The sequence below is a fragment of the Staphylococcus sp. 11511212 genome (genome assembly GCF_011394755.1).
Classification (GTDB): domain Bacteria; phylum Bacillota; class Bacilli; order Staphylococcales; family Staphylococcaceae; genus Staphylococcus; species Staphylococcus chromogenes.
This window is the reverse complement of sequence record NZ_JAANBQ010000010.1, coordinates 1-21,943: the sequence shown is the minus strand read 5'-3', so window position 1 is coordinate 21,943 and position 21,943 is coordinate 1. Positions and strand designations below refer to the sequence as shown.

General features: G+C 40.8%; 20 protein-coding genes. 10 read left to right on the top strand and 10 right to left on the bottom strand.

Annotation, left to right across the window (positions count from 1 at the left end; all coding sequences use genetic code 11):
* Positions 1-43 precede the first annotated feature (43 nt).
* The 5 genes from G8Y84_RS08180 to G8Y84_RS08160 form a co-directional block, all read right to left on the bottom strand.
* Positions 44-2,017: a fructose-specific PTS transporter subunit EIIC gene (locus G8Y84_RS08180; RefSeq protein WP_165806278.1), complete on the bottom strand. Its 1,974-nt coding sequence runs from the start codon at positions 2,015-2,017 to the stop codon at positions 44-46.
* 166 nt (positions 2,018-2,183) lie between these two features.
* Complete coding sequence (locus tag G8Y84_RS08175; protein WP_051604997.1) at positions 2,184-2,942, bottom strand: MerR family transcriptional regulator; 759 nt, start codon at positions 2,940-2,942, stop codon at positions 2,184-2,186.
* Between the two features lie 31 nt (positions 2,943-2,973).
* Complete coding sequence (locus G8Y84_RS08170) at positions 2,974-3,930, bottom strand: alpha/beta hydrolase (protein WP_165806277.1); 957 nt, start codon at positions 3,928-3,930, stop codon at positions 2,974-2,976.
* 352 nt (positions 3,931-4,282) lie between these two features.
* On the bottom strand, positions 4,283-4,579 hold the full coding sequence (locus G8Y84_RS08165) for a hypothetical protein (RefSeq protein WP_037576050.1): 297 nt from the start codon (positions 4,577-4,579) through the stop codon (positions 4,283-4,285).
* A gap of 27 nt (positions 4,580-4,606) precedes the next feature.
* Entirely contained in the window at positions 4,607-5,986 is a 1,380-nt protein-coding gene (locus G8Y84_RS08160) for an NAD-dependent succinate-semialdehyde dehydrogenase (protein ID WP_103159681.1), read from the bottom strand.
* A 249-nt stretch (positions 5,987-6,235) separates the two neighbouring features.
* Between G8Y84_RS08160 and G8Y84_RS08155 the strand changes: the two genes are divergently transcribed.
* Positions 6,236-6,586, top strand: coding sequence for a zinc ribbon domain-containing protein YjdM (locus G8Y84_RS08155; protein ID WP_165806276.1), 351 nt, complete (start codon positions 6,236-6,238; stop codon positions 6,584-6,586).
* A 132-nt stretch (positions 6,587-6,718) separates the two neighbouring features.
* Here the strand turns inward: G8Y84_RS08155 and G8Y84_RS08150 are convergent, their stop codons facing one another.
* From G8Y84_RS08150 to dhaK, 4 genes are all read right to left on the bottom strand, one after another.
* Complete coding sequence (locus G8Y84_RS08150) at positions 6,719-7,960, bottom strand: aminoacyltransferase (protein WP_165806275.1); 1,242 nt, start codon at positions 7,958-7,960, stop codon at positions 6,719-6,721.
* Positions 7,961-8,193: 233 nt separating this feature from the next.
* A complete protein-coding gene (gene dhaM, locus G8Y84_RS08145) occupies positions 8,194-8,559 on the bottom strand; it encodes a dihydroxyacetone kinase phosphoryl donor subunit DhaM (RefSeq protein ID WP_165806274.1) in 366 nt (121 codons plus the stop codon).
* Between the two features lies 1 nt (position 8,560).
* A complete protein-coding gene (gene dhaL / locus G8Y84_RS08140) occupies positions 8,561-9,136 on the bottom strand; it encodes a dihydroxyacetone kinase subunit DhaL (protein ID WP_103159684.1) in 576 nt (191 codons plus the stop codon).
* A gap of 13 nt (positions 9,137-9,149) precedes the next feature.
* Positions 9,150-10,118, bottom strand: a complete 969-nt coding sequence (gene dhaK, locus G8Y84_RS08135) for a dihydroxyacetone kinase subunit DhaK (RefSeq protein WP_037576070.1) — start codon at positions 10,116-10,118, stop codon at positions 9,150-9,152.
* Between the two features lie 355 nt (positions 10,119-10,473).
* Between dhaK and G8Y84_RS08130 the strand changes: the two genes are divergently transcribed.
* From G8Y84_RS08130 to G8Y84_RS08090, 9 genes are all read left to right on the top strand, one after another.
* Entirely contained in the window at positions 10,474-11,196 is a 723-nt protein-coding gene (locus tag G8Y84_RS08130) for a phosphoadenylyl-sulfate reductase (protein WP_107372074.1), read from the top strand.
* 78 nt (positions 11,197-11,274) lie between these two features.
* A complete protein-coding gene (locus tag G8Y84_RS08125; RefSeq protein WP_107372073.1) occupies positions 11,275-13,143 on the top strand; it encodes an assimilatory sulfite reductase (NADPH) flavoprotein subunit in 1,869 nt (622 codons plus the stop codon).
* A gap of 24 nt (positions 13,144-13,167) precedes the next feature.
* Positions 13,168-14,898 (top strand): NADPH-dependent assimilatory sulfite reductase hemoprotein subunit, encoded by a 1,731-nt coding sequence (locus G8Y84_RS08120; protein WP_037576079.1) that lies wholly within the window; start codon positions 13,168-13,170, stop codon positions 14,896-14,898.
* Positions 14,899-14,930: 32 nt separating this feature from the next.
* Positions 14,931-15,698, top strand: a complete 768-nt coding sequence (gene cobA / locus G8Y84_RS08115; protein ID WP_037576086.1) for a uroporphyrinogen-III C-methyltransferase — start codon at positions 14,931-14,933, stop codon at positions 15,696-15,698.
* 37 nt (positions 15,699-15,735) lie between these two features.
* Entirely contained in the window at positions 15,736-16,632 is an 897-nt protein-coding gene (locus G8Y84_RS08110; RefSeq protein ID WP_165806273.1) for a sulfite exporter TauE/SafE family protein, read from the top strand.
* A gap of 14 nt (positions 16,633-16,646) precedes the next feature.
* Entirely contained in the window at positions 16,647-17,822 is a 1,176-nt protein-coding gene (gene sat / locus G8Y84_RS08105; RefSeq protein ID WP_105963309.1) for a sulfate adenylyltransferase, read from the top strand.
* 15 nt (positions 17,823-17,837) lie between these two features.
* Positions 17,838-18,446: an adenylyl-sulfate kinase gene (gene cysC / locus G8Y84_RS08100; RefSeq protein ID WP_037576096.1), complete on the top strand. Its 609-nt coding sequence runs from the start codon at positions 17,838-17,840 to the stop codon at positions 18,444-18,446.
* Between the two features lie 363 nt (positions 18,447-18,809).
* The gene (glpT, locus tag G8Y84_RS08095; protein ID WP_103159691.1) at positions 18,810-20,171 is read left to right on the top strand and encodes a glycerol-3-phosphate transporter; all 1,362 of its coding nucleotides are present in this window, start codon (positions 18,810-18,812) and stop codon (positions 20,169-20,171) included.
* A gap of 716 nt (positions 20,172-20,887) precedes the next feature.
* The gene (locus G8Y84_RS08090) at positions 20,888-21,220 is read left to right on the top strand and encodes a hypothetical protein (RefSeq protein WP_037576102.1); all 333 of its coding nucleotides are present in this window, start codon (positions 20,888-20,890) and stop codon (positions 21,218-21,220) included.
* Between the two features lie 57 nt (positions 21,221-21,277).
* Here the strand turns inward: G8Y84_RS08090 and deoB are convergent.
* The coding region (deoB, locus tag G8Y84_RS08085; RefSeq protein WP_165806271.1) for a phosphopentomutase at positions 21,278-21,943 on the bottom strand (666 nt) is incomplete at its 5' end.

The following is a 21,943-nucleotide window of genomic DNA, read 5'->3' as shown; positions in this document are numbered from 1 at the left end:
ACAGCCTATCCTTAAAAAGAAGGATAGGCTGTTTTATTTGTTTCTAGGCTTTCATCATATCTTCAACGTGTTGATACAATTCAGCTTCTGAAGTACTATTCAGTAAGGCTTCTCGTTTCGCATCGTCCATCAAGTGGCGTGATAACAGTTGTAATGTTTTTAAATGCGTATCGTGACTTTGTTCTGGAACTGTAATCATAAAGATAACTTCAGGGACGGTACCATCTAAGCTTTTCCATGTGACGCCTGCATTATTTTTCAATACAGAGACAACAGGTTGTTGAACGCCTGACGTTTTCGCATGAGGCATCGCAATTTTCATCCCTAATGCCGTCGTGGACTCTGCCTCTCTCGCATAGAGGGCTTCTTTTAACTGTGTTTTATTTGTGACATAGCCCTGCTTCTCTAAGTTTTCCACCATATAATCAATAGTTTTGTCCCGTGTCATAGGTGCTTCATGAATCATTGTCGTTTCAGGATGCACAAGATGTGTCGTGTTTGTTTCCTCACTAGATGTTTCTTCGGCCGTTTCACTTTCCTGCGCTTTTTCTTGGTCGTGATCCGTCGTTTCTTGCGTCAAAGTAGGTTCTGCAGCTGTTACCACTTGAGGTGCACGTTGTTTTAAGACAAGCACAAGTCCCGCGGTCACTAAACTACCGATGATGACTGCGATAAAGAAAATCATCACTTTATCAATCCCACCTAAGACGGCAACGATAGGACCTCCATGGGCCACACGGTCACCAACGCCGCCTAACGCGGCAATGACGGCTGCCACCATCGCACCGATAATATTAGCTGGAATGATACGTAAAGGATCCTGTGCCGCGAAAGGAATCGCGCCTTCTGTAATCCCGAAAAGTCCCATCGTAAAGGATGCTTTCCCCATCTCAATTTCGTTACGATTAAATTTACGGCGATTGATAAATGTCGCAATCCCGAGTCCAATCGGTGGCGTACATACCGCAACAGCTACCATCCCCATCACGCTGTAATTACCCTCTGCGATGAGTGCAGAGCCAAATAAAAATGCTACTTTATTTACTGGACCACCCATATCAAACGCAATCATTGCTCCGATAATCATGGCTAAAATAATGATATTGGCGCCTTGCATACCTTTCAGCCAAGCCGTGAGCGCCGCAAACACTCCTGCAATCGGTGCGCCGATTAAATAGATAAAAATCAAGCCTACAATAACAGAAGCGATAATCGGGATTATAATAATCGGCATAATCGGTGCCATTGCTTTAGGAACTTTCACCTGTTTAATCCATTTGGCAATATACCCTGCGATAAATCCGGCGACAATCCCTCCTAAAAAACCAGCCCCTGCGTCACTACCATAAAAACTTCCATCTGCGGCAATTGCGCCACCAATCATCCCTGGAACGAGGCCAGGTTTATCTGCAATACTCATCGCAATATATCCGGCAAGAATCGGCACCATAAAACTAAACGCTAACGCCCCTATTTTTTCAAAAGGTTTCCAAAAGGAATCATCGGGAATGACTATGCCTTCTGTGGCTGTCTTTTGACCCCCAAGTGACAAAGCGATTGCAATCAGCAACCCACCAACAACGATAAAGGGCACCATAAAAGAGACCCCGTTCATTAAATGGACGTACACTTGTTGGAGACCTTGATGCTTTTGTGGCATATCCTCATTTTGAGATGCTGCTTTCTCTTGAGAATTTGTACTATGATAAATTGTGGCCTTTTTGTTTTGAATGCGCTTAATCAACGCTTTCGGATGATGAATGCCTGCACGCACATTTTCATTGACTAACAACTTTCCATCAAAACGTTGTAAATCGACTTGACGGTCAGCGGCAATAATCACGCCATCCGCTTCTTGAATATCTTGAGCAGTAAGTTGATGCTCAACGCCTACTCCACCTTGCGTTTCAACTTTGATGTCCACGCCGAGTTCTTGCGCGGCTTGTTCTAGCTTTTCTTGCGCCATATACGTGTGTGCAATGCCATTGGGACAAGACGTCACGGCTACAATCTTCATACCAACACTTCCAATCTATGAATTTAAATACACTCATATCATATAGCAGCCTATCCAGGGAATCAACAAAAATTAAAAGCGCTTACAGAAAGGCGTAAAAAAGAAACTGAGCCTTTCTCAAATCTCAGTTTCTCTTCTTAAATATTCATCTCATCAATTGTGTAGTTTATTTCGTTATTGACGTATCACGTTCTTTTTCTTCACTGATTTCATCACATGCCACTTCGACACAGTATCCCTCAAAATGACAATTCGGACAGCACAATTTGCGTGTGCGCGGTGTATGTGATGCAAATAACCATTCTTTAAATGGGGGTTGAAATACATGGTGACACTGTGGACACATATAACGTACGTGACGATAGTAGTTTTGAGTAATATAGGCCGCAGCAAGAAGGCTTCCACTCACACCTGTGACAGAGGGCCATATCTTTTTACGTTTCACGCTTTGATAATGCGCAAAGAGTTCCATTACGGTCGTAACTGAGGCGATGGCCAATGTTTTGTAAGTTAAAAATGGAACGTCTCGGTTCGATTTTAATATACGATCAATATCGTTCAACGTTGTGAGAGGAGAGTGACTATCATGATGAATCATTTTATTCATGGCTTTCATCTCCTTTAATTGTGCCTCTTTTTGATGTAACTCTTTTTCAAACTGAGCGATATTGTCATCGAGCAATAATTTGACTGTGTTTAAGGCTTGTGTTTCTTCGACTATTTTACGGATGTCCTTCAGTTTAAATCCTAATTTTTTTAAAATCAAAATCGCTTTTAACTTTTGCGCCTCTACCTCTGTATATGCGCGATATTGACTGTCCTTATGCGTAGCGGGTTTCAGAATTTGCTTTTCATCATAATACTGTAACGTCCTTGTAGAGATCCCATATGATTTTGCGAGTTCCCCGGTCGTATAATATTTCATGTCGTCACCTCCCTAATTCAAAAGTAACGTATCACGTTGCGTGAGGGGCAACAATTTCTTTCATAATAAATAAAAATTTCTCTGTTTCATCTATAAAAGGCGCATGTGCAGCATCTTGAAAGTAATAGTAACGTTTATAGAGTGAACCAATCTTTTCAAAAAATATGCGACTCTCTTCTAATGTCGTTTGTAGGTCATGCACCCCTTGCATAATAATCATTGGTACCCATATTTCCTGGGCAATATCGAGCAAATTCGTACGTGTCATTTCTTTAGAGAGGCGTGGTGCCCCCATTAGACCACTCCGCAAAATATTCAAACGCTCTAACCATGAATAATGCGGCGTTTTTAAAATGACTTGAATCATTTTAAACAACCCATAGCCTCGACTCGAAAACCCTACTTTGTATCTTGCGGTATACCATTCTCTCAACAATTGGTAATATTTATTTTTATGAAAATCATAATCCAAATGGACTTTTTCTAACAATTGTAGTCCGCCATGATCGCCTTCTTGGCGGACAAACATTTTAATTTGATTTAAAATACGATGCTCATTTTTTAGCACATGCCCGAGTTGGCCAATCCCAATATAGGTCGCAATATACTGCGGATGTTGGTGCGCCAAATGCGTACCCACAATGGTGCCAAACGAATGGCACATGAGATAGACTTTCGATTGATTAAATTTAGTGCGTAAATGTTGAATTAATTGATATGCATCGTCCACGAGTGCTTGTATGGTCTCTTCTGTATGCACGCCTGACATACCTGTACCCGGTTGATCCCAATAAACGACCGTATAATGGTGCGTCAAATCCACTTGATGGGCACTCATAAAAGGATACAACGGAAATCCAGGGCCCCCATGAATAATTAGCAACACAGGGTTTGATGTATTCCTTGTTTCAATAAGGATACCTTGTCGCTTTTGATTGATTGATAAATATTCTTTTGTTACTTTTTTAGACGCAGTTTGTTTTTTCATGATTACATCATTTCCTTCTTCTCATCTCTTTTATTATAGCTCACAAATACAGAAGACGTTACGGAAATGAATCTCAAAAAGACCTCTTTCACTTTCGGAGGATTGTCCGAAAGCCAAGAGGTCTCTTTCCGTTATTACTGATTCAATTGACGGATGAGTAATCCTCCAGCGCCCATTACCGAGACACTGACACTCAACGTCCTCCATAAATTCCATTCTTTTTGAATAATAGAGGGAGATCTAGGAGCTTCAACCTATCGAAGTTTGCGACTCACGTGTGACATTTTCTGAGATAGACGACTGTCACTCGCAAACTAAGAATCCTTCACTAAATGTTGTTACTATGGCAGGTCTATGATTTCTTTAAACCGTTTAATTTTGCTAAACAATATAAACTTATTGCGACGAAGACTAAAACAAGCACGATGGGCAAAAATCCATTTGATTTGATCGTCCAAACGAACGCCATCATTGCTACAAAAAGCGTCATCGTATAGCCATACCAATAGCCCCAAGCTTTATTCAATACACTTTTGGGAAATAGTCGCGCATCCATGTTATACACCATTTTATCTGACTTTTTAACAAAGGCGATGGTAAGATACGCCATACCTATAAGAAGTAAAATCCATGCAATAATTTGTGGCATCTCTTTCCCCCTCCTTAAATTGTGCTTCTATTTAAGGTTAACAGACAAATATTTCGTTTCCAAGTACGGTTCGATGCCTTCAATGGCACCTTCACGTCCATAGCCACTTTCTTTCATACCGCCAAATGGGGCGTGGGCAGCTGATGGTGCGCCGTCATTCCATCCAATCACGCCGTAGTCGATACTGTTAAACAAATGGAGGCCTGTTCGATAATCATTTGTAAAGAAATAAGCAGCGAGTCCAAACTCTGTGTCATTGGCCATCTTAATCGCTTCTTCCAAATCGCTATAACGCATAACTGGCGCAATCGGGCCAAATGTTTCTTCATGCATACATTTCATCTCTTGGTTGGCTTGTGTAATGACGACAGGTTTGAGGAAATTGCCTCCGAGTTGTACTTCATCAAGTGTACGTGATAACTGACCGCCATGTGCCACCGCATCTTTAATGTGATCGAGAACTTTATCTACACCGTCTTGATTGATTAATGGGCCAACCGTAACGCCTTCATCAAAACCATCACCGACTTTTAATGCATGTACTTTTTCAATTAAAAGTTGCTCGTATTTTTCCGCAATCGCTTCATGGACATAGATACGGTTAGCGCAAATACATGTTTGTCCCGCATTTCTAAATTTAGACGCTACCGTTTGTTCGACGGCAAGTTCAATATCCGCATCTTCATGCACAATAATTGGTGCCAAACCGCCAAGTTCCATCGTAACATTTTTAACCGTTGCGGCAGCTTGTTCAATCAGTTTTTTACCGACGGGTGTTGAACCTGTAAACGTCACTTTTTTAATCTGTGGGTGTTCATTAAACAAGCGTCCCGCATCTTTACCACTCGCGATAATATAACTGATGACGTCTTTCGGAATACCCGCTTCGTGCGCAAGTTCAACGAGACGTTTTGTCGTGAGCGGCGTTTGAACAGCAGGTTTACACACAATCGTACAACCCGCTGCTAAGGCCGGTGCCATTTTACGTGTAATCATCGCCGCTGGGAAATTCCAAGGCGTAATCGCACCGACGACCCCAATCGGAAATTTATCAATAATAATTTTTTTATCAGGTGTGTTCGCCGGAATCGTACGGCCATACGTCCGCTTCGCCTCTTCGGCATACCAATCTACATATGAGACCGCATAGTCGACTTCTCCTTGTGCCTCTTTGAAAGGTTTGCCCCCTTCTAGTGTAATGAGACGTGCTAATTCATCTTTATGTTGTTTAATTAAAGCAGACCATGCCCATAATAAACGTGAACGCTCATGTGCGTCCACTTTGCGCCAAGATTGAAACGCTTGTTCAGCTCGATCAATTTGCGCATTGATGTCGGCCTCTGAGGTGTAATCTAATGTTTCGACCACTTCTTCAGTAGACGGATTTAAAACTTTTAATTCAGTCATATGACGACCTTCTTTCAATAATTTTTATTTATAAAGACTTACATCAACTTCTAATTTTCAGAATATTACATCTTTATCGTATCATGTTCTCCCAATTGGGACATCTATTTAACACGATAGATGTATCTTCTTATAAATATGCATCTCAAAAAGTTGGCTTCAACATCAAAGTCGTTATCGACAGCCCGCCCCATTTAAGATAAAATATGCTAGATGAATCGAGTAAATTTAAGAAAGTAGGATACAAACATGACAACAGCATTACCTAATTGCCCGAGTTGCGGATCAGAATATGCTTACGAAGATGGAGCACTTTATGTTTGCCCAATGTGCGCACATGAATGGACACCAGAATCTGTCGCAGAGGAAGCCGCTGCTGCCATTATTCGTGATGCCAATGGAAATGAACTCAAAGATGGAGACACGGTCGCAGTGATTCGCGACTTGAAAGTAAAAGGAGCTTCAAGCACGATTAAACAAGGCACAAAAGTGAAGAATATTAAACTTGTTGACCCTGAAGATGGTCATGACATCGACTGTAAAATTCCAGGTTTCGGTCAAATCAGTTTAAAATCCGAAGTAGTCAAGAAAATCAACTAAAACAAAGTTGTGCTGTAGCGAAGCATGATGAAATAGCCATCAAAGTTTATCTAGGGATAGATTTTGATGGCTTTCTGTTATAGGTGAGTGCTATGTCCTTTACTTCTTAATTCATTTCGAGTGCGCATGAGCCTATTTTTGTTGGAGCCGTTGGTAAAAACGATACCAAAACGGTTTAATCGGTTTTATAAAATCTCCAATATACTCATTGACATGTGCGTTAAATCCTTCTTTAAATCGTTGCACACCTTCATCTTCTGCATTCTCAGTGAAATCTCCGGTAATGCCGTAAAAATTATAACAATCAATGTCATGTTGTTTGGCAAATTGAATCATTTCCCATTGTAAACGATAAGCCCCCATGTAAGCGTTATAACGAGGATTAGAGCCACTCGATAAGTAATAGACTTCATGGTCATTGTAAATATAGACCGCGGCTGCTAAGTCTAGGACCTTGCCCTCCGATTGTATGCGCTCGGTCGTTTCTTTCAGTTTTTTCTCATGGCTAGTGATTTGTTGTAACAGTTGCTGGTGCTTCGTTTTCGTCTTTTTAGAGTTGCTGTTTTCAGCGAGTGTGGCTTCTACCTGTGCCATTTGCTCCCTCAATACATTCAACCGTTGTTGATACGTCTGCTTTAGTTGTTCAAGGTCGATGTACGCCAACTTTAACATGATGTGCTCTCCATAGATGCGTTGCAATTGCTCAAAGTACGGTAAATCACGGAACTTAAATCCGTGTTTTTCTTCTGCCATGCGAAACAGTTTGAAAAAGCGGTCCGTTTCTTCATAAGGTAACGTTTTGACTTTGACACCCATTTCATATGTTTTTTTAATATTACGTCGGGTTTGATAATTCATTTCTTTCAACAATTGATCTTCTGTTTTATCTTTCAAATCTAACACTGAATGCCAACGAATTTGGCTCGTGGCAGAGTAACCTACGGAATAGCCTTGATGTACGTAACCTAATGAAGCCATGACCTGTTTCATTGCTGTGTTATCACGTGCTTCGATGATCTCCCCTTTCGCATTGCGCACATTTTCTATTAAATAAGGATCTGTTAAAACATAAAGACAACGATGCCGTTTTAAATAGGCGGTCAATTGCTCAAAGAAAAATTTAACGAGTGACGTGCTGTTAAAGTCCATGACCGGTCCGCGTTGTGTATAAAAATATTTAAAAAATTTCAAACTGCGCGCTTCTGTTAATAGACATGCTGCGATGACATTTTGCGCCTCATCTTTAACCCCCACGAGATGCGCAACCCCTTGTTGTTGGCGAAATTTCAAATGCGGAACGGATTGTGTATAGTGTGAAAAATGATTTCTTGTAAATGTATCAAATTCTTCAGTCGTTAATGTGACAAATTGCATGCGCGTCGCCCTTCCCTTTTGGGGCGACATAGAATCAAAAATTTTTTCAATCTTTCACGCCCCTTATGTTTTACAATATTATAACATCCTCAACTCAACCGCGTACATAGTATTCCATAAAATTAGGATTCAAAACAAATCTAATACTTCATTTTTCAATATAAAAAAGATAAAAAAATCCTAGCTTCATTTACATAAAACGAAGCTAGGAAAAACGCATTTAGTTTAAAATTTTATTTATCAAATTCTTCTCTTACCGCTTCAATGGCTTGATCAAAATCACCATTTGTTGAGAGCGAAACACTCGCAAGGAAACTGCCTTCAACGAGAGGTGCGGTCACTTTTTCAATTCTATGTTGACCCGTATACATCTCAATCGCCATATCGAGATTCATTTCGGCAGACCCGATATCAAAAAAGCAAAGGGCATCATTTTCAAGTTGATTCAACACTTCAGAAATTTCATCAAAGGACGTGCCAATTTCGCCGTCTACACCCCCGACTGCAATCACATCAACATTTGGAGACATTTGACCCAATAATTCCTTTGTGCCTTCTGCAATTTTTTTACTATGGCTAACAATCACAAGGCTTGTCATTTTAATCCTCTCCAATCAATGCATTTAAAATGTACACACTGCTTTGCGCACCTGGATCTACGTGCCCTTTTGAATCTTCTTTAAAATAAGCGGCACGCCCTTTAGTAGCAACTAACTCTTTCGTATCATCCGCAAAACTTTGAAGCTTTTCTAATGAGACGGTTTCCCCTTGTTCGACAGCTTCTTTCGCACGATGAATGACATCGTACATTGTTTTTTCGCCACCTGAAACTTTTCCACGTGTGGCGATGGCTTCTTCAAATGCAGTTAATAAAGCGACTAATCCATCATGGTCAATCTCATCTTTCGCCACTTGTGCCATTTTTACAAAACTGAATCCATAAAGCGGACCTGACGCGCCACCAATATTGGACATTAATGTCATGCCTGTCGATTTTAAAATACTTTCTACCGATTGATCATCGATTTTATCTTTTAATGCATCAAAACCGCGCAACATATTCACACCATGGTCACCATCTCCAATCGCACGATCGAGTGCAGTCAAATGGTCTTCTTCTTGCGCAAATGTTGCCGCTAAGTCTAATAAACGTGTTTTTAAAGTTTGTGCATCCATCTTGATGTCCTCCTTAATTGTTAAAATAATGGCTCGTTGTCGGTGCGTTCAATGCTTCCACAATCGCTTTGTCATATGGTGCAAATGTGAGCGAAAATCCTTGCATATCTAAAGACGTCATGTAATCACCGATGAACCAGCGTTTCACTGTTTTACCTTTGTCTTCAAGCACTGCTGCCACGTATTTTGTGACGATATTGAGCTCAGATAAAGGTGTGCCTCCCATACCGTTAATCATCACTATCAGTTCAGTGGCATCAACTTCAGTTTCTAGTTGATTAATGAGACGTGTCGCAATAGACTGAATCGGTTCGACAGCTGTACGTTCAATCCCTTTTTCACCGTGAATGCCGATCCCAATTTCCATTTCAGTATCTTCAATGTCAAAACCATATTGTCCCGTCGTTGGCACAGCTGGAGGCGTTATTGCCATGCCTATGGAACGAACGCCTGTTAAAAAGGCCTCTACTTTTTCTTTAATCTCTTTTAAACTTGTGCCATTGTCTGCTAAATAGCCAGCATATTTATGCACCCAAATCGTGCCTGCAACACCACGACGTTGTTCCACATTTTCTATCGCAATGTCATCTTTCACAATGACTTTTTCAACTTGAATCCCTTCCATTTCAGCCATTTCTTGGGCCATTTCAAAATTCATTACGTCACCGGCGTAGTTTTTAATGATGAGTAATACGCCGTCACCATTATCTACTGCCTTGATCGCTTCTAATACTTTATCTGGCGTGGGCGATGTAAATACTTCTCCACAAACCGCTGCATCTAGCATCCCTTCTGCGACAAAGCCCGCATGTGCAGGTTCATGGCCGCTTCCTCCACCAGAAACAAGCGCAACTCCCGATTGTTTTTTAGATTGACGTACCACAACGGTATCCGCAATGATCTCCAATTCGGGATGGGTGATTTTTAAACCGTCGAGCATGTCTTGTAAAAAATGTGTTTTCTCTTGAATCAGTTTTTTCATTTAGATCACCTCTAAAGAAGACGAAAGTGTCTTCGTATTGTTGAATTACCAGTTTCATTATAACCTATAACATTTCAGCAACTCACGCCAAATCCATTACTATATTAGAAAAACAATCACCCACGCATCACTGAGTCGAATCGCACAAGCACCCTTTCGTCTGTCTTTTGAATAGTTTTAATTCAAACTAATTCTCGAAAATCCCTCATAGGGCCTCCTTTCATTTTAATTTTCAGAATTTTTATCAATAAATCCGACGAAACTGGTTGACTTTACACAAAAACCTCGTAAAATGTATTACATATTATTCCGACTATATAAATAGGTTTTAACTAAAGGAGGTTGACGGTTCGCGATGCCAAATCAAATCACATATGATACTTTTCAATCCGATCCTTTTATCGATGAACTTGGCGACGATCCAACGAAAGGCGCGCTCCCTTTACTCAAATGGGCGTATGACACATATCAAGACGATCTCGTTTATTCTTGTAGCTTTGGGGCAGAAAGTATGGTCTTGGTTGATTTTATTTCACAAGTCAAACCCGATGCACAACTCGTTTTTTTAGATACGGATTTACACTTCCAAGAAACCTACGACCTCATCGACCGCGTGAAATCACGTTATTCCAAATTGCGCATTGAAATGAAAAAGCCTGATCTCACATTGAAAGAACAAGCCGATCAATATCAGCCTGCATTATGGCGTCATGACCCTAACCAATGTTGCTATATTCGTAAAATCAAACCCTTAGAAGAAGTTTTAAATGGCGCAACAGCATGGATATCTGGACTACGCCGTGCGCAATCCGAAAGCCGTGCACATACAAACTTCATTAATAAAGATGAACGCTTTAAATCCATCAAAGTTTGTCCGCTTATTTATTGGACTGAAGATGAAGTCTGGGACTACATTAAATCTCATGACCTTCCCTATAATGCACTACATGACCAAAATTATCCGAGCATCGGGTGCATTCCATGTACCTCTCCCGTTTTTGAAGGACAAGACTCACGTGCCGGACGTTGGCAAGGCTCTATGAAAACAGAGTGTGGCTTGCATACGACACAACCATAAATTTTTTTGCTTATAATTCTTATTAAACCGATAGGATTATAAATATATTCTAACTATGTACTAATTGAGGTGAAACCATTGTATTTAAAAGTAACAAACAGCCCTTTTACAGATGAACAAGTCGCTCAACTGAATTCTGTATTAGCAACTTTAACGACAGATCAAAAGATTTGGTTGAGTGGCTACTTAACTTACTCAAGTGCCGAAAGAAGTCCTGTTGACGCCTCTCAAGCTGCAGTCGTCAACAGTCCTGAAACTTCGCACGTGTCTGAAACGTCTCACGTCACAGAAGCCAATCAAGCATCATCACCACAAGAAAACAGAACGTTAACACTGCTTTACGGTTCTGAAACAGGTAACGCACAAAGCCTTGCTGATTTATTTGAAGAACGTTTGAAATCACTCAACTTTGATATTACGAAAAAAGCGATGGATGAAATCAAACCGAAAGAACTCAAAAAGTTAGAAGATGTGCTCATCGTGACTTCTACCCAAGGGGAAGGAGATCCCCCTGATAATGCCTTAGAACTTCATGAATTTTTACATAGTCGCAAAGCCCCTAAACTTGACGGTTTACGCTATAGCGTCCTTGCCTTAGGGGATGTCACGTATGAATATTTTTGTCAAACAGGTAAAGACTTTGACGCCAAGTTAAGCGAACTCGGCGCCACACGTTTATACGAACGTGTCGATTGTGATGTCGATTACGAAGAAGATGCTGAAAAATGGATTGCGAATGTGATTAACGCGTTAGACAACCAAACAAGTAGCACAGCGCCTTCGCAAGAACTCGTGAGTGAAACTGTTCAAAGAGAAAGCGAAACCAAACATTCTAAAGCACACCCTTATCAAGCTGAGGTGTTAGAAAACATCTCACTGAATGGCCGAGGCTCAAACAAAGAAACACGCCACATTGAGCTCTCTATTGAAGATATGAATGAAAGCTATGAAGCTGGGGATTGCTTAGTCGTTCTTCCACAAAATGCACCTCAGTTGGTGACACAACTCATTGAAGCACTCGGATGGAAAGGAGATACACCGACGCAAATTAATGAAGAAGGTGACACGCTTCCACTTGAAGAAGCTTTAACACACCATTTCGAAATTTCTAAATTGACCGTTCCCCTCATTCAAAATGCGGCCGCACATTTTGGTAACGATGACTTATCATCACTCGCAGATGATAAAGCGGAAACAAAAGCCTATATCGAAGGCCGAGATTTTATCGACTTGCTTAATGACTATGTGACAACAGATTTAGCACCTGAAGATTTATATAAAGTGTTACGCAAATTGCCACCACGTGAATATTCTATTTCAAGCAGTTACGAACTTGAACCTGACGAAGTGCACTTAACTGTCGGTGCGGTACGTTATGAGGCTCATGGCCGCGAACGTCACGGCGTATGTTCGATTCACTTCGCTGAAAGATTGCAACCGGGTGATACGGTCCCTGTGTATTTAAAACATAACCCGAACTTTAAATTCCCGACAGACCCTGCACAGAAAGTCATTATGATTGGTCCTGGTACGGGTGTGGCCCCTTTTAGAGCGCACCTACAAGACCGTGAAGAACGCGACTGGAAAGGGCACACATGGCTCTTCTTCGGAGAACAACATTTTACGACGGACTTCTTATATCAAACAGAATGGCAATCTTGGTTGAAAGACGGCTATTTAGAAAAAATGGATGTTGCCTTCTCACGTGATACGGATGAAAAAGTGTATGTGCAACATCGCATTCAAGAAAATGCTGAAACGTTCAATCAATGGTTAGAAGACGGTGCCTCTATTTATATTTGCGGAGATGAAAAACATATGGCAAGTGACGTACATCAAGCGATCGTCAAAGTCATTTCCGATACACGTCACATTTCAACCGAAGACGCTGAAGACATTTTAAAACAAATGAAAAAAGATAAACGTTACCAACGCGACGTTTATTAATCATCAATAGAAAGGATGAAGACAATGGCTAAAGATCATGCGCAAATCGCGCAAGAACTCGATGAAAAGTTAGACGAAATGGAATTCATTAAATACCGTAGTCAATATCTTCGTGGCACGATTGCCGAAGGACTGCAAGATCCGTTAACTGGGGCGATTGCTGAAGATGATACGAAATTACTCAAATTCCACGGAAGCTACATGCAAGATGACAGAGATTTACGCGATGAACGCCGTAAACAAAAATTAGAACCGGCATACAGTTTTATGATTCGTGTGCGTGTGCCCGGGGGTAAAGCGACGGCGGAACAATGGCTTGCGATGGATGATATTGCTGACCAATATGCCAATGGCACGTTGAAATTAACAACACGACAAGCTTTTCAATTTCACGGCATTTTAAAACGCAACTTAAAACATTCAATGCAAAGCATTAACAAAGCAGTGCTTGATTCTATTGCGGCGTGTGGCGATGTGAACCGTAACGTGATGTGTAACCCGAACCCTTACCAATCGCAAGTCCAAAAAGAAATCAATGACTATGCGACAGCAATTAGTAATCACCTGCTCCCACGAACAGGCGCTTATCATGAAATTTGGCTAGACGGTGAAAAAGTCGTTGATACCCAAGAAGAAGTAGAACCGATTTATGGCAAACGCTATTTACCACGTAAATTTAAAATCGGTATAGCTGTTCCCCCTTCCAACGACATCGATGTCTATTCCCAAGACATTGGTCTCATCGGCATTGTCGAAGAAGATGAATTAACAGGATTTAACCTTGTTATCGGTGGCGGTATGGGGATGACCCATGGCGATACGCGGACATATCCGCAAATCGGTAAAGTGATTGGCTATGTCGCCAAAGAAAATATTGTGGATGTCTGTGAAAAAATCATGACGATTCAACGCGATTACGGTGACCGTCAAGACCGAAAACAAGCCCGTTTTAAATATACAGTCGACCGACTTGGCGTCGAAAAAATTGTCGAAGAGCTCACTTCACGTTTAGGCTATGACATTGAAACGGCACGTGATTTCCACTTTGATCATAACGGTGACCGTTACGGTTGGACAGAAGGAAACGGGCATTGGCATTATACGCTATTCATCCAAAATGGCCGTGTCAAAGATACAGAAGATTATAAACTGAAAACTGCACTCAGAAAAATAGCGAATGTGCATACCGGTGAATTTATTTTGTCACCGAACCAAAACTTAGTGATTGCGAATATTACACCTGAAAATAAACCTGCCATTGAAGCTATCATCGAGGAATTCGATATTTCTGACGGTCAACGTGACACAGGACTTCGTCGTAACTCTATGGCTTGTGTCGCATTTCCAACATGCGGACTCGCGATGGCTGAATCTGAACGTTACTTGCCTTCACTGCTTTCTAAAATCGAGGATATTTTAGATGAAGCAGGTCTTCGCGAAGAAGAAATTACGATTCGTATGACGGGTTGTCCAAACGGTTGTGCGCGCCCAGCCCTTGCAGAAATCGGCTTTATCGGTAAAGGCCCTGGTAAATATAACCTCTATCTCGGTGGCGGCTTTAAAGGCGACCGCTTGAGCAAACTCTATAAAGAAAATGTCGGTGAAACTGAAATTTTAGACAGTTTGCGTCCGATTTTACTTCAATACGGTAAAGAAAAACAAGAAAACGAACATTTTGGTGATTTCGTCATTCGCACTGGCATCATTGAAAAAACACATGACGGCCAAGATTTTCATAAAAATGTAAAAGCTTAAGAGCATGATGACACTTTGAAAGGCGTGAGGATATGACTGGAAAGGTAAACATTGTAGGCGCAGGCCCGGGAGATCCCGAATTAATTACGGTAAAAGGCTTAAAAGCCATCGAAAACGCAGACGTCATTTTATACGACCGTCTCGTTAATGAACAATTATTAGCCTATGCGTCACCCAAAGCGAAACTCTTCTATTGTGGCAAAGACCCTTATCGTCACGCCATGCCTCAAGAAGAGACGAATCAACTCATGGTGACTTTAGCACAAAAAGGCTACACGGTGACCCGACTCAAAGGCGGAGACCCTTTCGTTTTCGGACGAGGCGGTGAAGAGGCACAAATTTTAAATGCCCATCACATTCCCTTTGAGATTGTGCCGGGCATCACATCCGGTATCGCCGCACCAGCCTATGCCGGCATTCCTGTCACGCATCGTGATTACAGTTCTTCAGTCGCATTCGTCACGGCGATCACACAAGAAGGCGTGAATAAAGAGGCGTATTGGGCACATTTGGCGCAAGGTCCTGAAACTTTGTGCATTTATATGGGCGTTAAAAAACTTCCGGATATTTGTGCTTTGTTGTTAAGACATGGCAAATCCGCCGACACCCCTGTCGCGCTCGTTCATCTTGGGACAACAGAACAACAACAAACAGAAGTTGGGACGTTATCGACGATTGTCGAACGCGCGGCACATATTAAAAACCCCGCAATGATTATCGTGGGTGAAGTTGTGCGTTTAAGAGAGGAACTCAGTTGGTTCCAAGAAGCCTCTCTTACCGCAATACGCCAACCGTTATAAGTAAGGAATCCATTTTGACAAAAGGGAGGTCAAATCGATGCAGAAAATACTGATTTTTGCGCTCGCAGGCTTTGTCGCTCAACTCGTTGATGGCTCACTCGGCATGGGGTTCGGTGCTTCGTCATCATCTATATTATTGACGTTTGGGATTACCCCTGCGATTGTTTCGGCAACGGTACACTTTTCTCAAATCGCAACAACGTTCGTCTCAGGTACATCTCATTTGAAATTTGATAATGTGCATAAACCAACCATGTGGCGTTTAGCGTTGCCGGGTGCCGTCGCTGCCTTTATTGGGGCCGCACTTTTGTCAAATATTCATGGCGAAGTGATTCGTCCATACATCGCCCTATTTTTACTCTCAATGGGGTTTTACATTTTGTATCAATTTTTATTTAAGCGTAACCATCCAGAACATTCTAGTGGCCTTCAACGTCTGAAGCGCCGCTTTACGATTCCCCAAGGTTTCATCGCCGGTTTATTAGACACCATGGGCGGTGGTGGTTGGGGACCGGTCAATACACCGATACTCTTATCAAGTAAAAAATTAGAACCCCGTTACGTCATCGGAACCGTTTCTGCCAGTGAATTTTTCGTTACATTGTCCGCATCCATCAGTTTCATCATCTTTTTAGGGTTCGGCAATATTAACTGGGGAACAGTGATTGCTCTTGCTTTAGGAGGCGTACTCGCAGCGCCTATTGCGGCCTATCTTGTCAAAATCTTACCTGTCAACATTTTGGCCATTTGCGTCAGCGGCCTAATTATTTTTACCAACAGCAATGCATTATTAGGCTATTTCCACCTTAATTCAAATGTCGTTATCTTGTGTCGTTTAGCGATTATTATTATCTTCATCATCCTTATCATCTGGATGATTCATAAAAATAAAAAGATGGCCTTTTCAAAACAAAGTCACAGCCATCTCAATTAATGGAGGGACTTTCATTGTCAAATCAAACAAGCATTCAAACAATTGAACCGCACGGCGGAACACTGATTAACCGTGAAGTTTCAGAACAACAACGCCAACATTGGTTAGAAACGGCAGAATCACTCCCTAAAGTTACTTTAAATCCTTGGAGTTTATCCGATCTTGAATTGATTGGTATCGGTGGATTTAGCCCACTGACAGGATTTATGGGTGAAAAAGATTATCTTAACGTCATTGAAAATGTCCATCTAGATAATGGCTTAGTTTGGAGTATTCCCATTACATTGCCTGTCACACAAACAGAAGCTGATGCGTTAGACATCGGTCAAAACATTGCGCTTTATGGTGAAGACAACGTGTTGTACGGCATTTTAGAACTGACAGAAAAATATACGTACGATAAAGAAAAAGAAGCTCGCCTCGTTTATGGCACAACAGAAGACGCACATCCAGGTGTTAAAAAAGTTTATGAAAAAGGCGACGTTTACTTAGCGGGACCGATTCATTTAATCCATCGCCCAAAACATGATGAATTTACTGATTTTCATTACGATCCATCTGAAACACGTCAACTCTTCCAAGAGTTAGGTTGGAGCACTGTAGTCGGCTTCCAAACACGTAACCCTGTCCATCGCGCGCACGAATACATTCAAAAATCAGCGCTTGAAATTGTCGATGGCTTGTTGTTGAATCCTCTTGTTGGTGAAACAAAATCAGACGACATTCCAGCAGATGTCCGTATGGAAAGCTATCAAGTTATTTTAAAAAATTACTATCCAGAAGACCGTGCACGTCTCGTAATTTACCCTGCCGCGATGCGTTATGCAGGCCCTCGTGAAGCTGTGCTCCATGCGACTGTACGTAAAAACTATGGTTGTACACACTTTATTGTCGGCCGTGACCATGCAGGGGTGGGCGATTATTACGGCACTTATGAAGCGCAAGAATTCATCTCTCAATTTGAAGATGAATTGGGCATTCAAATTTTAAAATTTGAACATGCATTTTATTGTCAAACTTGTGGCAATATGGCAACAGCCAAAACTTGTCCACACGACAGTTCACACCATCTCCACCTTAGTGGAACGAAAGTCCGTGAAAAATTACGTAACGGCGAACCTTTACCGAAAGAATTTTCACGTCCAGAAGTCGCTGAAGTACTCATCAGAGGCTTAAGAGAATCCAAATAAGAGGAGCTGTTTCATATGTCTGAGTCACAAAACATTACTTGGCATGATTCAGAAGTCACAAAAGCTGAACGCCAAGCACGTCATAACCATAAAAGTGCCATTTTATGGTTTACAGGTCTCTCTGGTTCAGGGAAATCGACAATTTCTGTCGCATTAGAAAAAGCGCTATTTGAACGAGGCTTAAACACCTATCGTCTTGACGGAGATAATGTCCGTCACGGCTTAAACAACAACCTAGGATTCAGTCCAGAAGACCGCCAAGAAAATATTCGTCGCATTGCGGAAGTCAGCAAATTAATGGTCGATGCAGGCTTAATCACACTCACAGCCTTTATCTCTCCATACAAAGCGGACCGTGATCGCGCACGAGAAATTGTAGAAGACGGAGAATTTATCGAAATTTATACAAAAGCCTCCGTGGAAGCTTGCGAAAAACGCGATCCAAAAGGGCTATATCAAAAAGCAAGAACAGGTGAAATTCCTGAATTTACAGGAATAAGTGCCCCTTATGAAGCACCCGAACAGCCTGAAATCGTCATTGATACTGAAGAAACATCGATTGAAGAGGCCGTGTTACAAATACTCAACTATTTAGAAACACATGACTACATTCCAAAATCGTAGTTGAGACCAAATTCAGAGCCAAAAAAGAGCATCGATGAGGTGAAATGATTTTTACTTCGTCGATGCTCTTTGTTTATTATTCGAATAAAAAATAAAGCCCTCACATATCATCATGAATAACATCTTCATGCCTGTCTTTCTTATTTTTCTCACTTTTCAATTTGAATGCTCATCAAATTTAATACATATTCATAGTTTTTCCTCCCCAATGTAAAAGTCCACTAATAAAAACGAGTAAAAATAAATAATTATTATAAAAAAGTTTATTGACATTAATATTGTCACTCACTATGATTAAAGTACGCGTAAACGCTTACAGTTTATTTGCTATCCATATTATTTTTGACATCAGGAGGTTAAACTATGGCAAACTTTTTAAAACCTGCCAAACATATTCAGCCCCTACCCTCTGAGCAGGTGGACGATACATACAAGAAGCTGAGATTTCAAGTTTTCTTAGGGATATTTCTTGGTTATGCAGGTTATTACTTATTACGAAAAAACTTTTCACTCGTCATGCCTGATTTGATTGAAGAAGGCTTCAGTAAAGCAGAACTAGGTTTTGCATTGTCAGCCATTTCAATCGCTTACGGCTTTAGTAAATTTATTATGGGAACCGTCAGTGACAGAAGTAACGCACGCACCTTTTTAACACTCGGGTTGGTGCTCACTGCCCTCGTCAACTTAATGATGGGCTTCATCCCTGCGTTGACGTCGAGTGTTTTCATTATGTTCGTGATGCTCTTTTTAAACGGTTGGTTCCAAGGTATGGGATGGCCGCCTTCAGGTCGTGTCCTCGTTCATTGGTTCAGCGTGAGTGAACGTGGAAGTAAAACAGCCATTTGGAACGTTGCCCACAATGTCGGTGGGGGCTTAATGGCACCGATTGCGTTGATGGGGATTGCTTTAACAGGTACTGTCTCTTTCGGTTATTTAAAAGGCTATGAAGGTGCATTTATTTATCCTGCGCTCATTGCCTTAATCATTGCGCTCATTTCCTATTTACTCGTACGAGACACGCCCCAATCGATGGGTCTGCCTCCTATTGAACAACATCGTAACGATTACCCAAGTCATTCTCATGAAACACTCGAAGTCGAATTGACGACGAAAGAAATTTTATTCAAATATGTATTGAATAATAAATGGGTATGGATGATTGCGGTAGCGAACATTTTTGTTTATTTCGTGCGCTACGGTGTGTTAGACTGGGCGCCTACATTTTTAAATGAGGCTAAAGGCTTTGATTTAAAAGCTTCAGGTTGGGCCTATTTCCTTTATGAATGGGCAGGTATCCCAGGCACACTTTTATGCGGTTATTTATCCGATAAAGTCTTTAAAGGTCGCCGTGGTCCAGCGGGCTTTATCTTTATGTTAGGCGTGACGATTGCGGTCATTGTGTACTGGTTAAACCCTGCAGGCAACCCTCTCGTTGACAACTTAGCATTAATCGCGATTGGTTTCTTAATCTACGGTCCTGTTATGTTAATTGGGCTTCAAGCGTTAGACTATGTTCCGAAAAAAGCGGCTGGAACTGCAGCTGGGTTAACAGGTTTATTCGGTTACCTTGGCGGTGCGGTGATGGCGAACATTATTATGGGACTGGTTGTTGATGCATTCGGATGGAATGCTGGCTTTATTTTATTAACAGTCATCAGTATCCTTGCGATGATCAGTTTCATTTTCACATGGAATAAACGCGGTCAAGAAGTCGTAAAATCATAACTCATGATTGAATAAAACGACATTGTATTGCTAGTTGTGTTAAAAAATAGTCAAACAGGAGAAACTAGGACATAAATAATATTGTTTATATTTTAGTCCCTCATTCTCTCTTAATACGAAAAATTTTATTATTTAGTGTATTTATTATATAATATTTTATAGGCGCATCATCTCTCCTTTATTATTTGTTTGGTCACTTTTAATATTCGAGATGTTTGCGCTTTTTTATTTATATAGCGATTAAAATAAGTCCAAACATTAACTGCGTATTAATTTAATAGCCAATAGAACGAGTATAATTAAACTAATAGTGATAATGATAGCGTTTATTAAGTTAATAAATACCTTCCGTTTTTTTCTTTCTTTATATTCTGGACGATGATACAACAAGATATAATACATCAATAAATTGCCCGTAAACATTCCGAAGAGAGACGTTAACGTTCCAAAATCCAATTTCAAATACCCATTTTGTATTAAAAAGAAAGAAAAACAAATCATGAAGAATAATAAGATTTCATAAATCATCATTACCATGTTTTTTCCTCCTGTTAATAGGTGATAATGTTCTTATGTAATGATAACAAAATGATTGTCCAGAAGTTCAAATCGCTAGCCCATATACTTACCGTTAGATCAAATTTGTTGAATCGACTTTGAATAAATTTTTGCTATCTCAAATAGATTAAACTTTGACTTAAGAGGGAGGTACTAAAATGAATAACGAAGAATTAGCGTCGAAGCTTTTATTGATTAAGCAATCGATAGATGTTTTACAAGAAGAACTAGCACCTCATCTAAAGACAAAAGATTTAGTTTTATTACGTTATAATTATCACGTTGAAGAAATTAAGAAGTTAAATGATTATTTATTTAAATTGACGATGAATAGAGATAAAGTCACTAAAAAAGAATTTAAAGCCACTTTATGTGAGATTAGAGATCTTCCTGAAATTCCAGATCAACAAGTTAATGACATTTTAGAAGGTTATCGGAATAGTCATCTTCACGTTGATGTGATTAATAGTATTTTGAATAACGAAAAATAAAAATCGGACGGGTGAAATGTAAGGTTCATTTCACTCGTCCGATTTCGTTATAGACTTTTATTTTAATTCACTTAAATAACTGTGGCCAAATTCTGGTGCTTTCACGCCAAAGTTGTCTGCGATGGTTGCCCCAATAGAACTGAAGGTCGTGTCTCCTTTCAGTTCGCCCCCTTCTTGGAATTTCGGGCTATACCATAACACTGGAATGTATTCGCGTGTATGGTCTGTACCTTCTGCCGTTGGGTCGTTGCCGTGGTCTGCGGTAATGATGAGTAAATCATCTTCTCGCAAGTTTCCTAATAGCTCTGGCAAGCGTTCATCAAAATCTTTAATCGCTTGGGCATAGCCAGGTTTGTCTCGACGGTGACCGTAAAGGGCGTCAAAGTCAACTAAGTTTAAGAAGCTTAACCCGTTAAAGTCTTTTTGCACGACGTGGTTCAACTGATCCATGCCGTCCATATTGCTTTTCGTACGAATGGCTTCTGTGACCCCTTCTCCGTCATAAATGTCGTTGATTTTACCAATCGCAATGACATCGTAGCCGTCGTCTTTTAAGGCGTTCATGACCGTTTTTCCGAATGGTTTTAACGCATAGTCATGACGGTTGCTTGTGCGGGTAAAGTTGCCAGGCTCCCCGACATAAGGACGTGCGATAATCCGTCCGATTAAATATTTGGGATCTTTCGTGAGTTCACGCACTTTTTCACAAATATCGTAGAGTTC

Excerpts from the sequence above, each read along its gene's own strand:
- G8Y84_RS08155 (WP_165806276.1), top strand. The coding sequence starts at position 6,236 with ATGACAACAGCATTACCTAATTGCCCGAGTTGCGGATCAGAATATGCT.
- G8Y84_RS08150 (WP_165806275.1), bottom strand. The coding sequence starts at position 7,960 with ATGCAATTTGTCACATTAACGACTGAAGAATTTGATACATTTACAAGA.
- cobA (WP_037576086.1), top strand. The coding sequence starts at position 14,931 with ATGACTGGAAAGGTAAACATTGTAGGCGCAGGCCCGGGAGATCCCGAA.
- G8Y84_RS08130 (WP_107372074.1), top strand. The coding sequence starts at position 10,474 with ATGCCAAATCAAATCACATATGATACTTTTCAATCCGATCCTTTTATC.
- G8Y84_RS08110 (WP_165806273.1), top strand. The coding sequence starts at position 15,736 with ATGCAGAAAATACTGATTTTTGCGCTCGCAGGCTTTGTCGCTCAACTC.
- G8Y84_RS08165 (WP_037576050.1), bottom strand. The coding sequence starts at position 4,579 with ATGCCACAAATTATTGCATGGATTTTACTTCTTATAGGTATGGCGTAT.
- cysC (WP_037576096.1), top strand. The coding sequence starts at position 17,838 with ATGTCTGAGTCACAAAACATTACTTGGCATGATTCAGAAGTCACAAAA.
- glpT (WP_103159691.1), top strand. The coding sequence starts at position 18,810 with ATGGCAAACTTTTTAAAACCTGCCAAACATATTCAGCCCCTACCCTCT.
- G8Y84_RS08175 (WP_051604997.1), bottom strand. The coding sequence starts at position 2,942 with ATGAAATATTATACGACCGGGGAACTCGCAAAATCATATGGGATCTCT.
- G8Y84_RS08120 (WP_037576079.1), top strand. The coding sequence starts at position 13,168 with ATGGCTAAAGATCATGCGCAAATCGCGCAAGAACTCGATGAAAAGTTA.
- dhaM (WP_165806274.1), bottom strand. The coding sequence starts at position 8,559 with ATGACAAGCCTTGTGATTGTTAGCCATAGTAAAAAAATTGCAGAAGGC.
- G8Y84_RS08090 (WP_037576102.1), top strand. The coding sequence starts at position 20,888 with ATGAATAACGAAGAATTAGCGTCGAAGCTTTTATTGATTAAGCAATCG.
- G8Y84_RS08180 (WP_165806278.1), bottom strand. The coding sequence starts at position 2,017 with ATGAAGATTGTAGCCGTGACGTCTTGTCCCAATGGCATTGCACACACG.
- G8Y84_RS08170 (WP_165806277.1), bottom strand. The coding sequence starts at position 3,930 with ATGAAAAAACAAACTGCGTCTAAAAAAGTAACAAAAGAATATTTATCA.
- dhaL (WP_103159684.1), bottom strand. The coding sequence starts at position 9,136 with ATGGATGCACAAACTTTAAAAACACGTTTATTAGACTTAGCGGCAACA.
- G8Y84_RS08160 (WP_103159681.1), bottom strand. The coding sequence starts at position 5,986 with ATGACTGAATTAAAAGTTTTAAATCCGTCTACTGAAGAAGTGGTCGAA.
- dhaK (WP_037576070.1), bottom strand. The coding sequence starts at position 10,118 with ATGAAAAAACTGATTCAAGAGAAAACACATTTTTTACAAGACATGCTC.